The following is a 16,230-nucleotide window of genomic DNA, read 5'->3' as shown; positions in this document are numbered from 1 at the left end:
CAACTTACCGTCGTGCGGCCCCTACGCTGGTCGACGTGGCAACTTGGCAATGGGATCCGTCGCTCTATTCAGGCAGTGCCCGGTACTACCCGCGAGGCCGGATGCCGTATCCCACAGCCCTCGCCGACGCTCTGACCACCGAGCTTGGCCTTGACGGTTCCGGACGCCTGCTCGACGTCGGATGCGGTCCAGGCTCCCTGACCTTGCTGCTGGCCAACCGATTCGAGCAGGCGGTCGGCGTGGACGCGGACCCCGACATGCTCACCGAAGCGAGTCGTCTCGCCACCGAAACGGGCATCCACAACACGCAATGGCGGCATATGCGTGCCGAGGACCTGCCCGCCGGGCTGGGCAGTTTCCGGCTGATCACTTTCGCCCAGTCCTTTCATTGGATGGACCGGCCAAAAGTTGCCTCGATCGCCCGAAGCATGCTGGACGCCGGCGGAGCCTGCGCACATGTGCACGCCACAACGCATCAAGGCGTCAACGGCGAGGAAGCCCTGGCGCATCCCCGCCCGCCGCACTCAGCGATCACCGAACTGGTCCGCAGCTACCTGGGCCCCACCCGGCGCGCAGGCCAAGGCTCGCTCGCCCAGGGCACGGCCAGCGGCGAGGGCGAGATCTACCGAGCCGCGGGCTTCACCGGTCCACAGCAGATCGAGATCCCCGGCAGGGTGCTCACTCGCAGCACTGACGAGGTCGTCGCCGCGGTGTTCTCGCTGTCGAGCGCGGCACCACACCTGTTCGGCGACGAGCTCGGGAAGTTCGAGGCCGAGCTGAGGCAGCTCCTGCACGACACCAGCCCAAGCGGCACGTTCAGCGAGCAAACACGTCAGATCGCCATCGACATCTGGCGGCCGTAAGGCTCGATGGCACGCCATGCTCAGCGGAAGGCGTGCGAGTTCTCGGTGTGAGCTCCTCGAACCGGACATCCTCGCCGAGGGCCGCGGCGATGGCCCGGACCTTCTCGCCGGGGGTCAGCGCCTCGGGGCCGGTGACGCGATAGGACTGGCCGGAGTGACCGCCGTCCACCAGCACGGCCGCCACCACCGCGGCGAAGTCGTCGATGTCGACCGACGCGGTCAGCCTTTCGCCATACGGTTCCCTGACAACGCCTTCGGAACGAATCGTCTCGGCCCAGCCGAGGGCGTTGCTCATGACGGCGGTGACGCCCTGAAACGCCGGCTCAAGGGACTCCGGCCTGGTCAGGTCACCCTCAGCGACCTCAACCTGCTCGGGCAGGTTCGCGGCAAGAGCATTGCGAGTCAGCGCGCGGACCTGGTGGCCGGCTTCGACGAGCTGCTTGACGACTGCGGAGCCGATGGGTCACTCCTCAGGTCGTGTGTCGGTACTGATGGCGACCGTAACGACCCTTTAGGCCAACTTCCGTCCTCAATCGAGGTCAGGTCTTGCTTCCGCCGTGCCCGCGGTCAGTAGTACCCCTCGACGGGAGTCTTGGCCTCGTCGTAGAGGTGCGGCCCATCGGTCGGCACCGCGGGGAATCCGCCACCGGACGTCCTCAACCCGTTGAGCTGCTCGCCCGACAACGCGAACACCACGTGTCCGATCCCGGAGCGAGCCAGTGCGCCCGCGCACATCCCGCACGGTTCACAGCTGGTGTACATCGTGGTCCCGGCGGCGGTGGCGGCGTCCAGCGACTGGGCGGCCCAGCGGGCGAGTTTCAGCTCCGGGTGCGCGGTGATGTCGTTGTCGGTGAGGCTGGAGTTGCGTTCCTCCGCCAGCACAGCGCCGTCCGGCCCGACCAGGAGCGACCCGAACGGCGGGTTCCCGCCCGCTCGTGCTTCGACTGCCAGTGCGATCGCTCGCCTGAGGTGGTCTTGGTTCACCGTCGCCCCCTCGTCATCCAGGCCAGTACTGCCGCCACTGCTCCTCGGTCAACGCGGCCGGGTCAAGGCCCGCGTCCTTCGCGGCACGCTCAGCCGTCCGCACGTCCTCGGCGAACTTCCGTGCCACCGCACGGACATCGCCCTCGGGCTCCTCGCCCGCGATCTTGGCGCGGGCGGCGGTGGCGAAGAGTTGCTCCGCTGGGCTGTCGCCGGATGGCAGCAGATCCGTTGGGAATCCGGCGCGAGCCGTGCGTTGGGCGAGTTTCGCGGCGAGAGCGAGGGCGGGTGCGCCGAGGGCTACGCCGTCGATGCTGGATTCGCGTTTCTTCTCGTCCTGCTTCAGCTCTTCCCAGCGCTTCTCCTGGGTCGCCGAGTCCCGCACCGCCGGGTCGGTCGCGAAGACGTGCGGGTGACGGCCGATCAGCTTCGCCGACAGCGCTTCGGCCACGTCGTCGATCGTGAACGGGTCGGCCGGGTCCTCCTGCGCGACCCGGGCGTGGAACAGCACCTGCAGCAGCACGTCGCCGAGCTCTTCACGCAAGGCCGCGCGGTCGCCGTCCTCGATTGCCTCGATCAGCTCGAAGCACTCTTCGATCAGGTACTGCCGCAACGACTCGTGGGTCTGCTCGGCATCCCATGGACACCCACCCGGCGAGCGGAGGCGGTCCATCACCGCCACCGCTTCGAGCAACTTCTCGCCTGGTGTCACGGCTTCGTCGCGGCGGCCTGGTACACCGCGCTGGCCACCGCGGCCTCCTCAGCGGAGACGACCCGCAGGCTGAACGGGTCCCACGTGCCGAACCGCGGGTTGGGCTCGACCCGGGTCTTCAGTGCCACGTCCATCAACTGGGCCCGGCCGACCTTGGACCGGTCAAGCAGCGGGATCTGGCCAACGTCGAAACCGGCGGGCGGCGCCGCGGTCTGCTTGGCCTTCATGTAGAACACGACGTACCCGCCCTGTTCACCTTCCAGCCGTGTGGCGACGACAGAGCCGACGGGAATGTTGAACAGCGGGAAACCGGCGATCTGCAGCAGCTGCGTCGCGTTCTGCGCGCTCGCCGAGCTCTGCGTCTGGTTGATGGCCGCTTCCTGCTGCGGATTGGGCACCGCCTGCATCAGCGCGGCGGACTGAGCCGGGTCCGCGGCGACCTTGCGGGCCAGCTCACGCGCGTCTTCGAAGTTCTGCGGGAACGCCGCGTCGAACGTGATCGCGGTCCGGCCGATCGCCCGGGCACCGAGCTCGGCCAGCGCCAGGCGGTAGCGGGCCAGCTCCTTGGCTGGGAACGCGGCGTCCACGGTCGCCTGGAAGGGATCGCCCTCGGTCGCCGCCGGCCCGGTCAGCTGCGGGATCGCTTCCTCGGCCAGTGCGTCGGGGATCTGGATGCCCGCACGCCGCGCGGCCTCGGCAGTCAACTGGTTGACCGCCTGCTGCGTGATGATGCCGCGCGAGACCTGGTCCAGTTTGTGCTGGCGGGCCTGGTCCTGTGCGCCCTGGTTGGTGGCCAGCAGGTCGGTCAGCGTCCGCTGGACCTGCTCGACCGTCGACACCTTTACGTCACCGACGGTCAAAGCAACCTTCGGGTCGCCCTGACCCGCACTGCAACCGGCCACGAGCAGGGCCGTTGCGGTGATCATCCCGATTGAGCGGCGCATGGCAGTCGTCACAGTGGCAAGCCTCTCATAGGCGATGTTGTCACCCGACTGGGGCCGGGGCGATCACGAGGCTTTCCAGGAAGTCCGCACACCACTTGAGAAGTTCCTGGTCACGCAGGTGCGGCGCACCGATCCGGCCACCGGCCGGGCCCTCGGTCGGGCGAGGCACCGTCACGGTGTTCGTAACCGCTTTGTAGTTCGCCTTGGGGTGCAGCCGCTTGAGCCGGACGAGCTGCGAGTCGCGCAGGTCCAACGGGGTGAACCGGATCGACGCGCCCTGGGTGGTGACCTCGGTGACGCCGTGTGTACGGCAGGTCTGGCGGAATCCGGCCACCGCGAAGAGCCGCTCGACCGGCAGCGGCGGGGCGCCGTAGCGGTCCTTGAGCTCCTCCATCACCCCGGCGAGCTCATCGGCGTCACGCGCCGCGGCGATCTTGCGGTACGCCTCAAGACGCAACCGCTCGCCCGGCACGTAGTCGTGCGGGATGTGCGCGTCGACCGGCAGGTCCACACGGACCTCGGCCAGCTCCTCCTCGCCTTCCGGCACGTCGGCGCCGGCGTGCCTGCGGAATGCCTCGACGGCCTCGCCGACCAGCCGGACATAGAGGTCGAAGCCGACGCCCGCGATGTGCCCGGACTGCTCGGCGCCGAGGATGTTGCCCGCGCCGCGGATCTCCAGGTCCTTCATGGCCACCGCCATACCCGCGCCGAGCTCGGTGTTCTGCGCGATGGTGGCGAGCCGGTCGTGCGCGGTCTCGGTGAGCGGGGCCTCCGGCGGGTACAGGAAGTACGCGTACCCACGTTCACGGCCACGGCCAACCCGGCCGCGCAGCTGGTGCAGCTGAGCGAGGCCGAGGAGGTCGCCGCGTTCGACGATCAGCGTGTTGGCGTTGGAGATGTCCAGGCCCGTCTCGACGATCGTGGTGGACACGAGCACGTCGTGTTCGCGTTCCCAGAAGCCTTGGATGATCTTCTCGAGGCGGTCCTCGTTCATCTGGCCGTGCGCGGTGACCACGCGCGCCTCGGGCACGAGCTCGCGGATCCGCTTGGCGGCCCGCTCGATCGACGAGACCCGGTTGTGCACGAAGAAGACCTGGCCGTCACGCAGGAGTTCACGCCTGATCGCAGCGGCCACCTGCTTCTCGTCGTACCCACCGACGTACGTCAGGATCGGGTGCCGGTCCTCGGGCGGAGTGAGGATTGTGGACATCTCGCGGATACCCGCGAGCGACATCTCCAGCGTGCGCGGGATCGGCGTCGCGGACATGGTCAGCACGTCCACGTGGGTGCGCAGTGCCTTGATGTGTTCCTTGTGCTCGACGCCGAAGCGCTGTTCCTCGTCGACGATCACCAGGCCGAGGTCCTTGTAACGGATGCCGGTCTGCAGCAGGCGGTGCGTGCCGATGACGATGTCGACTTCGCCGTCGGCGAGGCCCGCGATGACCTTGTCGGACTCGAGAGCGTCGGTGAACCGGGACAGACCCTTGACCGTCACCGGGAAGGACCGCATGCGCTCGACGAACGTGTTCAGGTGCTGCTGCGCCAGCAGCGTGGTCGGCACCAGCACGACGACCTGCTTGCCGTCCTGGACCGCCTTGAACGCTGCCCGGACCGCGATCTCGGTCTTGCCGTAGCCGACGTCGCCACAGATCACGCGGTCCATCGGCACGCCGCGTTCCATGTCGGCCTTGACCTCGTCGATCGCGGCCATCTGGTCGACGGTCTCGGTGAAGGGGAACGCGTCCTCCAGCTCACGCTGCCACGGCGTGTCCGCTCCGAACGCGTGCCCTGGTGCGGACTGCCTGGCTGCGTACAGCTGCACGAGCTCGGCCGCGATCTGCTTGACTGCCTTGCGGGCCTTGGCTTTCGTGTTCTTCCAGTCCGACCCGCCGAGCTTGTTCAGCGTCGGCAGCTCGCCGCCGACATAGCGGGAGACCTCGTCGAGCTGGTCGGTCGGCACGAAGAGCCGGTCCCCCGGCTGGCCGCGCTTCGACGACGCGTACTCCAGCACGAGGTACTCACGAGTCGCGCCGGCGACCGTGCGCTGGACCATCTCGATGTACTTGCCGATGCCGTGCTGCTCGTGCACCACGTAGTCGCCGGTCTTGAGCGCCAACGGGTCGACAGCGTTGCGCCGCCTGGACGGCATCTTGGCCGACATGTCCTTTGTGGACGTCCCATGCCGTCCACCGGTCAGGTCGGTCTCGGTCAGTACGACCAATGCCGACTCAGGCGCGACGAAGCCGTCTTCCAACGCGCCCCGCACGACCGTGACCACGCCACGCTCCGGCGCCTCGGCGAGCCCGTCGGGGGCGAACCGCGCCGGGACGTCAGCTTCGCCGAGTTGCTCAACCGCACGCTGTGCCGTACCGGAACCAGGCACAACCAGGACAGCGGCGCCGCCAGCCGCGGTGTGGGCGCGCAGGTCCGTAAACGCACGCTCGATGTCGCCGCGATACGAGTCGACCGGCTTGATGCCGAGGGACAGCACGTCCGGAGAGCCCGTGAGCTGGCTCAACGTCCACCAGCGACGGCCCGTGTCGCGTGCGTGCGTGACGACCTCGCCCAGCTCGCGGTACGCCGAAGCACCGAGGTCGATCGGGGCCTTGCCACCACCGGCAGCGGCCATCCACGAGGCCTCGAGGAACTCCTGACCAGTGCGGACCAGGTCGTGCGCCCGCGTGCGGATCTTCTCCGGGTCGACCACGAGCACGTGCGAACCGTCCGGCAGGACGTCGGTGAGCAGCTCAAGCTCGCCGACGCAGAGCACCGGGATCAGCGCCTCCATGCCCTCGACCGGGATGCCACCGGAGAGCTTGGTCAGCATCTCGGCCAGGTGCGGGTCGGTCGCGTGCTCGGTCGCCAGGTCGGCCGCGCGCCGCTTCACGTCCTCGGTGAGCAGCAGCTCACGGCACGGCGACGCGGTCACCTCGCTGACCTTGGCGGGCAGCGAGCGCTGGTCGGCCACGGCGAACGGCCGGATCTCGCTGACCTCGTCGCCCCAGAACTCGACGCGGTACGGGTGCTCGGCGGTCGGCGGGAAGAGGTCGAGGATGCCGCCGCGCACCGCGAACTCGCCGCGCTTCTCGACCATGTCGACGCGGGTGTAAGCGAGCACCACGAGCCGCTCGATCAGCTCGTCGAAGTCTTGCTCCTCGCCGGTGGTGAGGTGCACGGGCGCGAGCTCGCCCAGGCCAGGCGCCATCGGCTGAATCAGGCTGCGCACGGTCGAGACGATGACCTTGATCGGCGGCCCTTCCGGGTGCGCCAGCTTGCGCAGGACAGACAACCGCTGAGCGACCGTGTCAGCGCGCGGTGACAAACGCTCGTGCGGCAGCGTCTCCCACGACGGGAATGCCGCGACGGCGTCCTTACCGAGCAAATCCCCCAAAGCGGCTGTTAAGTCGTCGGCCTCGCGGCCCGTCGCGGTCACCGCGAGGACCGTCGAGTGGGCAGCGAGCGTCGCGGCCACCACCGGGCGCACCGCGGGCGGGCCTTCGAGTTCGTACAGCGGCGCGCCAGCGGCTTCGGCGACAGCCGTGACCGCGGGATCAGCGGACAGGCCGGCCAACAGACCAGTCAGCGGAGCGTGAGTCACGGAAGCTTCCCCTTGCCGAAGAGTCGGACCCGACAAGCTTACGTCGGGGGTCCGACACTTTTGTTTCGAGCGGGCCGTGCGGCCTACGCCATCTGTCGGAACTTACGCAACAGTGTGATCGGTTTCCCTTGCGCGGTGGCAGTCCGGTGGTTACGTTGCGATCTGAACGAGCCGGGGGGCTCGATGACACTGGGGGATTTCAGGGTGAGACGTGCCCTAATTTGCGCTGCCTGCATTGTGGCGTCCTTCTCGGTGGCAGCACCCGTTGCTGCCTACGCGGGACCGTCCGTGACGATCAACGCAGAACAGCCGTCAGACGACTGGATCTGGGTGAGATACCTGGCCAGCGCCCATCCGTACAGCACTGTGCGGACCGCAGCGTGGTCCGCATTGGTGAGCAGCAATCCTGATGCGGCAATAGCCGCGTTCCTTGAGTCCGGTTACGACTACGCGGTCGAGCGCGCGCAGCAGCGTCGTGTGCGCAATATGGACTTCATCCGCCGGGTCTACGAGACGACGACGGTGGAGTACTCGCCTGAGATCCACAACGAGGCGAAACGCCTGCTGGGTCCGAACGCGACAGACGCCGAGCGTGAGACGTTCGTGCGGACCGGTTACGAGGCGGCACGGTCACGCGATCGGGTGTACCGCGACGAGATCGGTGCCCAGAAGCAAGCACTTGTTCAGCGCGACCGGGACTTCGTCAGGAACCTGGCTGCGAACGACCCTGGTGAGCAGGTGCGGTTGTCCGCGTCGTACGCGGTGCGGGAAGGGTCGGCCGACGATGACCTGGTCGAGTTCTTCGCCTACGGCTGGGCGACCGGGTCGCGGCTGGACCTCGAGGTCTTCCGGATGCGGCACGCGAACGAGAACATGAAGTGGCGCAGCACGATCACCCGCCTGGTCGCCGACGCCGAAGCCGCCGAAAAGGCCGCGCGGGAAGCGTCGGAAGAGACCAAGGAGCAGGCCAAGGACGCGGCAGCGCGTGCGTGGCAGCAGGTCGGCACGCAGACGCAACCGGCCCGGTCGGGCTGGACCGAGGCACAGGACTTCGCCCTGCGCCAGGCCGAGAACTGGCGTGCGGTGCTGGCGGCGGCGCAGGCCGCGCAGGGGCCGAACTGGACGTCGATCATCGATCCGGCGAGGACGTCGGAGACCGCGTGGCTGGCCGAGCGTGACTCGGCGACGCAGCAGGCGGCGTACTGGAACGCCTTGCTGCAGCAGGCTCTCGACGGCGAACAGCGCGTCAAGAACACTCTCTGACCATTTCCTGACAAGAGCATTCGCCGGTAGTGGCGATCGCTTTGCCATGCCCAGAAAAGAGAAGGTATGCGAAGAACAACAGTCCACAGTAGACGTCTGGCGCGCGGGCTGGTCACCGCCGCACTCGTCACCGGCCTGATGGCACCGGTGGCAGCGCACGCGGCACCGTCGGACATCCCGCCGGCAGCGGCTTCCCGCAACTCGGAGGCGACCGCGAACGCACCGGCGATCCCACCGGATGCCGCCGACCCAGCGGCGACCGCGGTGCCGGAGTCCACCGAGGTGGAGAAGGTCCGTGCGGTGCGGGCGATCGAGGTCGGTGAGGCGACCGACGAGTGGCTGATGCTGTCGGACAAGAACTTCGTGTTCCGCGTCTACGACAAGATCAGCCCGGACAAGTACCCGTTGACCAAAGCCGAGGCCTACCGGGTCTACAAGATCGTCGTGGACACGCCGGACGCGCCGGACGCGACCGCGTTCATCCGCGCCGGTATTCACGATTTCGTCGACCGTGACCACCTGGATTACGCCCGCCGTCAGGAAGAGGCGCGCCAGGCCCGCGAAGCGCGGCAGAAGGCCGCAGCGTTCGCGGAGATCCCGGCGGATGCGGCGATGCTGGACGGCAACGATCAGAACTTCGTCTACCAGGTGTGGCGTCGCTCGACTGGGCCGAAGGTCAAAGAGGGTGCGGTGAACGCGTGGGGTGGTGATGCGGTGGCGTGGAAGACGTTCATCACTACCACGATCTACACGCTGCATTTGGAAGATCAGCGGGATGCGATTGAGAAGGCCAAGCAGGAGAGCGAGGAGGCCGCGCGGATCTTGGCTGCCAAGCAGGCCAAGAAGAACGCTGCGGCGGTGCTGGGGATCATCGCGCCTGAAGGTTGGCTGACTTTGTCGGATGACAATTTCATCCGGCAGTTGCTGACCACGCCGGAGTTGGCCGATCCTCGGCACGTTGAGGTGAAGAACGCCGCGGATGCCGCGTTGCGCAGCAGTAATCCGGCGGACTGGAAGGCGTTCATCGACACTGGGCTGAAGGCCGCTGACCAACGTGACGCCGCGCGGGAGAAGGCTATCCGGGAGGAAGCCGACCGGCAGAAGGTCCGTGAGATCAAGGCCAAGGCCGAGGCAGGCCGGGTCCGCCCGCGTCTGGTCGCAGCGGCGAACGCCGCACTGGCCGGGACTCCGGCTGACGTGACCAAGTTCTTGTCGGAGACGCAGTACGCGGTGCTGAACCAGTCGCTGATGACCACGACGCCGGGCGTGAAGGCCTGGCACGTGCGCACCGGTGGTGGCGACGCGGGGATCACGCCAGGTACGCAGAGCACGACCACAGCGGACGCTCCGCTGGGCGAGGCGAGCTGGAAGGTCGTCACCGGTCTCGCCGACGTGAACTGCTTCTCGTTCGAGTCCGCCGCGCATGTCGGCAGCTACCTGCGTGTCCAGGACTACCGCGTCAAGCTGCACGCCAGCGATGGCAGCGAGCAGTACAAGAAGGACGCGACCTGGTGCCCGAAGCTGGGCAACTCCGGTTCTGATGTTTCGCTGGAGTCCAAGGCGCTGCCCGGCCGGTTCCTGCGGCACTACGGCGCCCAGCTGTGGGCCGGTGCCAAGAGCGGCAACACCACGGGTGACCTGAACCCGCACGTGTTCGAGGTCGACACGACCTGGAAGATCGTCGACCCCGACCCGAACGTCACCACGCAGATCATGCTGCGCTGGCACAACGACGACGCGTGGCGCGCGTTCGTGGGCAACCCGAAGTCCGCTGAGGTCCTCGACGGCGCCGTCCGCTACCGCGAGTTCGCCAACAACGCCAGCGCGTACTGGGGCAAGGACACCGGCGTGCGCAGCGTCTCCGGCCCGGCGCTGGTGAAGTACCGGGCATCCGGCGGTCCTAAGTGGAGGCTGCCGCTCATCGACACCACCCGTACGCCGGACGGCAAGGGCACGTACACCCACTTCGTGAACGGGCTGTCGATCTACTGGACCGAGGCCACCGGCGCGCGCCTGATCTACGGCGCGATCCGGGACCGTTGGCAGGCAATGGATTGGGAGCGGTCGTACCTCGGCTACCCGACCACCGACGAGGAGCAGGTGGGCAACCTGCGCCGGAGCACCTTCCAGGGCGGCTACATCTACCACGACCCGGCGACCGGAAAGACCTGGGACACCAAGTTCTGATCAACCAGGTCTGACAGGGGCCCGGCACTCGTTTGACGGGTGCCGGGCCCCATTGACATCTCAGGGGGTTTTGCAGAGCGATGAGACTCATTCGAAGAGCTTTGGCGGCGTCGCTGACCGCCGTGGTGTTCGCAGGGCTGGTGCAGCCCAGCAACGTCGCGGTCGCGTCGCCCACCGTGACCACAGTGTCCACAGTGTCCACAGAGGACCCGTCTCCGCCGCGGCCGATGCCGCCGGATCCGTACAAGGAGTGGGACGGTAAGGCGGGTGTTGCGGATACTGGTGATCCTCGGTTGCGGCAGTTGGTGGCCGACAACGCCGAGTTGGCCGAAGACGTCGAGGTTCGGGATGCTGCGAAGGCCGCGTTGGATGGTGGCCGTGCGGCGATCATGGCGTTCCTCAACACCGGTCTGAAAGAGGCGCAGAAGCGGGCCGGGGAGCGTAAGGCGCGGGTCGCGGCGGAGAACCGGGCGGCGATTGAGCCGTTGCGTGGCACCGGAGGCGCATACCTTCGGGCCGAAGTGGACCGTGTGCTGGCGGGCACCGATTTGGATCGCGTGCAGTTCCTGGCATACGGCCGTTCCATTGCCGAGCAGCGGGATGCCGCGGCCACGCAGAGCGCGCAGCAGCGGGCGGCGGAAAACCGTGCTCGCGTGCAGATGCTGGTGGGGGTGGGTGGTCCGGAGGTCAAACGGGCCGCGCAGACCGCGCTGGATGCCGGGGACGTAGCGGTTGAGCAGTTCCTGGCTTCTGGGTATGTGGAGGCGGCCAAGCGGGACGCCGACGCCCGGGAGAAGTTCCTGGCCGATGAGGAAGCCCGGATCAAGGCCGCGGAAGCGTTGTCGGAGTTGGCCAAGAAGTCCGCTCGTGCCAACGAGGCGCGCCGGGTGTTGTTGGTGCAGCACGGCAACGGCATCCGCGCGTTGCAGCGCTCCTCCAACGCGTTGATCCTGGCGGGCAACGAGGCTCGGCGGGCGGAGCAGATCCTGGCCGCGAACACCGCCGGTGGCCAGCACCCGATCGATGCCTTCGACGGGGTGAAAGCCGAGGTCGCCCGCCAACTGAGCAACGCACGCGCTGCGGCGGATGAGGCGCAGCGGGCGGCGGTGCAGGCGCAGGTGCAGGCGGAGATCCTGGTCGAGACCGGTCTGCCCTACGGCGCGCAATGGGCACAAATGGCCTTCGGCATGTCCCAGGCCGCCCGCGCGGCAGTCTCGGCCGTGGAGACCGCGTCGCACTCAATTGATGCGGCGGCGTTCACCGACCAGGCCCGTAACGCCCAGGAACGCGCGGAGCGGCACGCCGAGCAGGCCAAGAAGTGGCGCGAGACCGCCGAAGCACACGCCCGTGCCGCGGCCGACCTCGCGGAGGCGGCCCGCGTGCAGATGGAGGCCGCGAAGGACGCGGCAGCCCGGACCAAGGCCGCCCGTCAGGCGGCGGAGGTCGCGGAAGCGCAGGCCTGGGCCGCGGCCGAGCGGACCCGTCAGCAGCGGATCATCGCTGAGCGGGAGGCGGCGACCGCAGCCGCGCAGCGCGCGATTGCTGAGCGGGAGCGGGCCAACGCCGCCGCGGCACGTGGCCGTGCCGAACAGCAAGCCGCCGTGGCCCGGGCGATGCGCGGCGAAGCCGAGGCTCAAGCTGGGATCGCGGCCGCGGCGCGTGGCCGTGCTGAGGCGGCGGACGGTGCTGCGGCACAAGCGGAAACCAACGCCCGCACCGAAGAACGCAACGCGAACGCCAGCCGCGACGCGGCATACAAAGCCGAACGCGAACAGCGCGCGGCCGAGTCCCGAGCGGCAGCGATGGACGCGATGGCAGCGGCCGCGCGGGGTGGCCCTCACGCTGAAGCGGCCCAAACTGAGGCCAACAAAGCACGCGGCGAGGCCATGACCGCAGCGGGCGCCGCAGGAGCCGCTCGCAACGCGGCGAACGCCGCAACAGGCGCGGCCGCAGGCGCTCGTGGCGCAGCAACAGAAGCCACACGCGCCGCAGCACGCGCTCGCGCCGCAGCACAAGCCGCACAGGCCGCTGCCGCACGGGCGAACGCAGCCGCCAACCGCGCCGAAGCCGAAGCAGCAGCAACACATGCCGCCGCTCTGCGGGCGAACTCGGCGGCGTCGGACGCCACGTTCCAGGAGGCCAAGGCGGCTGAGGCGGCGCAGAATGCGGTGAACTTGGCCAACCAGGCGGCGTCGGAGGCGATGCAGTCGCAGATGTCGGCTGAGCGCACCAAAGCCGAGGCCGACGCGGCCGCGCATGAAGCCGTGTCTGCTGCGACACAGGCAAGTCTGGCGTTGCAGGCGGCGTCGGCGGCGAAGTCGTCCTCGCAGGCGATCACCCAACCGGCGAACACGGCGATTGCTGTGGTGGCGCCGTTCACCGGCCAGGACATCGACGCGGATTTCGTGGTCCGGGTGGCCGAGCAGGCTCGCGCGGTGGGCGCCGAGCAGGCCGCCGCGGCCGAACGCCGTGCCGCGGAAGCGTTTGAGGCCGCGCGGTTGGCGCAGGAGGCCGCTGATCGGGCTGCGGCGGAGGTCAAGCCCGCCTATGACGCGGCGGCTGCGGCGGCGAAGTCGTCTGCGGCGGCAGCACGGTCCGCGGCGGACGCGCAGAAATACGCCGCCGAGGCGGCCGTAGATGGTGCCGCGGCACGTGCAGCAGCGGCACGTGCCAACCAAGCCGACGCCCAAGCCCGTGAAGACGCCCGCAAAGCACGGGCAGCGGCCAACGCGGCAGCCAACGACGCAGCCATCGCCGGACGCAGTGCGTCGGCTGCGGAAGCCGATGCCGCTGCGGCACGTTCGGCCGCCAGCAGGGCCGAGGCTGACGCCGCAGCCGCCCGAGGAGCAGCTGACCGCGCCGAAGCCGACGCCACCGCAGCAGCGGCTGCAGCCGACAGCGCACAAAAACACGCTGACGGCGCGGCCGAAGCAGCCAAGAACGCTTACGCCGCAGCGGTCGAGGCAAGCAAAGCGGCTGACCGAGCAGAGGAAGCGGCCAGGCGAGCCGAGGAGGAGAAGCGGCGGCAAGATGTGGACGCCGTCGACGGGGGCGAGTCCGGTCTCTCCGAGGACGAGAAGGACATGCTCCGCTACCAAGGCGGTGACGAGCTCGTCGCGCAGTACGAAGAAGCGATGGCAGCCGCCAACAAGGGCATCCTCGACTTCATCAAGGAGCACGGCGGTCAGGTCCTGCTGGACATCATCGGTGTCACCGACGCCAAGAAGTGCTTCGGTGAAGGCGACATCATCAGTTGCCTGTGGACAGTGGTGAACGTCGGCTCGCTGCTGCTGATCATCGCCAAGATCCCGGCGGTCTCCGCGGCGATCGGCAAGATCGCCGGTGGCCTCACCAAGTTCCTCGAAGGCGCGGCCGCGGGCAAGGGTCTGATCGACCGTCTGCGCAGCGGTCTGGCCAACATCAAGCGGATCCCGTGCAACTGCTTCCCTGCTGGCACACCGGTGTCGGTCGAGAACGGGTCGAAGCCGATCGAACAGATCGCCATCGGCGACCAGGTGTGGGCACGCGACATCTCCACCGGGCGTTCGCAGCTGCGGCGCGTGGAGGGGCTGTTCAACAAGCAGGCGACCAAGATGCTGACCATCTCGGTCGCCGGCGAGAACATCGATGTCACGCCGGAGCACCCGTTCTGGGTGGTCGGCAAGGGCTGGGTCGACGCGGGCAAGGTCGTCGTCGGCGACCAGTTCCAGTCCCTCAACGGCACCAGGCCGGTCGTCGAGGCCATCACCGCGCGGCCAGTCGCCACGACCGTCTACAACTTCGAGGTCGCGGGCGACAGCAACTACTACATCACCGACGCACAGCTGCTCGTGCACAACTGTGACGTCAAGTCGCTGATCAAGAACGACTCCGGCCTGGTGAAATACGCCCAGGAGGCCGGCAGCGACCAACGGGTGCAGAAGGAGATCGACGACCTGGTCGGCAGGTTCATGGAAGGCAACAAGAACCCCGGCATCGGGACTTCGGCACTCCAGGGCACCGGGCTGTCCTACTTGCGTGGCCGCAACGGTGGCCGGGTCTTCTTCAGGATCAACAGCGAGGGCTGTATGGAGATCGTGGCGAAGGCGAGCAAGGACAACGAGCAAAAAGTGATCAACCGATTGATGGAACTGTACGGTCAATAGCCATGCACAGGATCACCACGGACATCCTGACCCTGGAAGTCGCGCTGGGGGACGACGATCCGGCGACCGTGGCCAACGCGGACGCCTGGATCACCCTGCCCGACGGTACGAAGTGGACGGCCACGTTCCTCACCTACGACGAGGTCGGCCGGATCATGGATCGCTGGCGGGACACGGGTGAGTGCCTCGACGGGCGGTACTTCCGAGTCGGGCCGGACCTGGTGATCATCCGTTCGCCCGGGGTGGACGAGATGCTCGCGGTGGCCACGGAACTCGTGGCCACCGGTGAGTACACGGAGGCCCTGTACCGAGTCGACGAGAGCTGATGACCCGCTCGCTCAACGAAGCCGAGCGCGCGGTGCTGACGCGGATCCTGTCCGAGCAGTTCCCCGAACTGCCCGGACAGATCGACCGTGCCCGCGTGACAGCGCCGTGGTCGGAGAACGCGCTGAGCGTCGACATCGAAGTGCCGGACCAAACTGCGATCCCGGGCGGAGTGTCCGGTGTGGTCCCGGTTCGCGCATTCGTCAACGGCGACAACGGGGAACTCGTCGGTGAGGTGCTCGTCTGGGCTTCCCATGGTGTGCTGGCGGCGCTGGAATACGCCACTTTCACCGACGAACCGCCGGTCTCACTGCCGTCGGCGGATCGGATCTGGTTCGAATAGTGCCAGCGCGAACGTCCTGTGTGGACCTGCTTGGTCGTTTCCTCGCCTGACAGGCGGCCGGACGCGACTTGGCATCCGGCCGACATCATCTCGCCAGGATCTAGAACCTCGGCGTGCGCTTCTCCAGGAACGCCCGCACGCCCTCGGCGTACTCCGCACTGTGCAGAGCGTCGTCATACAAAGCTTGGACGCTGTCGTCCTCGTGCTCGCCCTCGGCGATGCGGTTGATGATCGTCTTGGCGCCCCGGACGCTGACCTGGGCGCGACCGGCGATCGTGTCCGCGAGTTCCTTGGCCCGCGCGTCGAGCTCCGACGCCGGGTGCAGCTCGTTGACCAGGCCGATCCGCAGCGCGGTCGCCGCGTCGATGATGTCGCCGGTGAACAGGATCTGCTTGGCCCACGCCTTGCCGACCGCGTCGACCAGCTGCTTTGTCGACGTGAAGAGGTAGACGATGCCGAGCTTGGCCGGCGGGATCGCGAACCGCGCGTTGTCCGCGGCGATCCGCAGGTCGCACGCCAGCGCGATCTCGCATCCGCCGCCGACACAGAAGCCGTTGATCACCGCGATGGTCGGCTTCGGGAACTCGGCGATCGCGCGCTCGGCAGCATGCACTGCAGCGCCGTAGCGGGCCGCGTCCTCCGCCGTCGCCCGAAGCGTCTCGAACTCGCTGATGTCGGCGCCGGCCGAGAAGTGCTCTCCGCCCTGGATCAGCAGCACTCTGACCGCGTCATCCAGCGATCCGAGCAGGTCAGGGATCGCCGACCACATGTCAAAACTCATCGCGTTGCGCTTGTCCGGCCGGTCGATGGTCAACGTCGCCACGGCGCCGGCCGTCTCCACCTTCAGATGCACTCGACTATCCGACCACA

At 68.1% G+C, this 16,230-nt stretch carries 11 protein-coding genes and 1 pseudogene; 6 read left to right on the top strand and 6 right to left on the bottom strand.

Annotation, left to right across the window (positions count from 1 at the left end; genetic code table 11):
* The first annotated feature begins 35 nt into the window (after positions 1–35).
* A complete protein-coding gene (locus B9C43_RS25415) occupies positions 36–863 on the top strand; it encodes a class I SAM-dependent methyltransferase (RefSeq protein WP_235038826.1) in 828 nt (275 codons plus the stop codon).
* Here B9C43_RS25415 and B9C43_RS25410 read toward each other — a convergent pair.
* From B9C43_RS25410 to mfd, 5 genes and pseudogenes are all read right to left on the bottom strand, one after another.
* Positions 817–1,323, bottom strand: coding sequence for an SDR family oxidoreductase (locus B9C43_RS25410; protein WP_084429590.1), 507 nt, complete (start codon positions 1,321–1,323; stop codon positions 817–819). The two genes, B9C43_RS25415 and B9C43_RS25410, sit on opposite strands and share 47 nt — an antisense overlap.
* 107 nt (positions 1,324–1,430) lie before the next feature.
* The gene (locus B9C43_RS25405) at positions 1,431–1,847 is read right to left on the bottom strand and encodes a nucleoside deaminase (RefSeq protein WP_084429589.1); all 417 of its coding nucleotides are present in this window, start codon (positions 1,845–1,847) and stop codon (positions 1,431–1,433) included.
* Positions 1,848–1,860: 13 nt separating this feature from the next.
* Positions 1,861–2,553 (bottom strand): annotated as a pseudogene (locus B9C43_RS25400) (MazG family protein); the annotation flags it as partial.
* Entirely contained in the window at positions 2,553–3,512 is a 960-nt protein-coding gene (locus B9C43_RS25395; protein ID WP_143446580.1) for a hypothetical protein, read from the bottom strand. The pseudogene B9C43_RS25400 and the gene B9C43_RS25395, both read right to left, overlap by 1 nt.
* 28 nt (positions 3,513–3,540) lie before the next feature.
* Positions 3,541–7,098, bottom strand: coding sequence for a transcription-repair coupling factor (gene mfd, locus B9C43_RS25390; protein ID WP_084429587.1), 3,558 nt, complete (start codon positions 7,096–7,098; stop codon positions 3,541–3,543).
* 288 nt (positions 7,099–7,386) lie between these two features.
* Between mfd and B9C43_RS25385 the strand changes: the two genes are divergently transcribed.
* The 5 genes from B9C43_RS25385 to B9C43_RS25365 all read left to right on the top strand — a co-directional run bounded on the left by B9C43_RS25385 (position 7,387) and on the right by B9C43_RS25365 (position 15,360).
* Positions 7,387–8,361 (top strand): hypothetical protein, encoded by a 975-nt coding sequence (locus B9C43_RS25385; protein ID WP_084429586.1) that lies wholly within the window; start codon positions 7,387–7,389, stop codon positions 8,359–8,361.
* 66 nt (positions 8,362–8,427) lie between these two features.
* Complete coding sequence (locus B9C43_RS25380) at positions 8,428–10,548, top strand: AbfB domain-containing protein (protein WP_084429585.1); 2,121 nt, start codon at positions 8,428–8,430, stop codon at positions 10,546–10,548.
* 80 nt (positions 10,549–10,628) lie between these two features.
* The gene (locus B9C43_RS25375) at positions 10,629–14,693 is read left to right on the top strand and encodes a polymorphic toxin-type HINT domain-containing protein (RefSeq protein ID WP_084429584.1); all 4,065 of its coding nucleotides are present in this window, start codon (positions 10,629–10,631) and stop codon (positions 14,691–14,693) included.
* A gap of 2 nt (positions 14,694–14,695) precedes the next feature.
* Positions 14,696–15,019 carry a hypothetical protein gene (locus B9C43_RS25370; RefSeq protein WP_084429583.1) on the top strand — a complete coding sequence of 108 codons (324 nt, stop codon included), beginning with the start codon at positions 14,696–14,698 and terminating at the stop codon, positions 15,017–15,019.
* Positions 15,019–15,360: a hypothetical protein gene (locus B9C43_RS25365; protein WP_084429582.1), complete on the top strand. Its 342-nt coding sequence runs from the start codon at positions 15,019–15,021 to the stop codon at positions 15,358–15,360. Before B9C43_RS25370 ends, B9C43_RS25365 begins: the two co-directional genes overlap by 1 nt.
* Positions 15,361–15,460: 100 nt before the next feature.
* On the opposite strand, the gene B9C43_RS25360 is transcribed toward B9C43_RS25365, so the two are convergent.
* Positions 15,461–16,213, bottom strand: a complete 753-nt coding sequence (locus B9C43_RS25360) for an enoyl-CoA hydratase/isomerase family protein (protein WP_084429581.1) — start codon at positions 16,211–16,213, stop codon at positions 15,461–15,463.
* Between the last annotated feature and the right edge of the window lie 17 nt (positions 16,214–16,230).

The sequence above is a fragment of the Kibdelosporangium aridum genome, assembly GCF_900176515.1.
In the GTDB taxonomy this organism is placed as follows: Bacteria; Actinomycetota; Actinomycetes; order Mycobacteriales; family Pseudonocardiaceae; genus Kibdelosporangium; species Kibdelosporangium aridum.
This window is presented reverse-complemented; position numbering and strand designations above follow the sequence as displayed.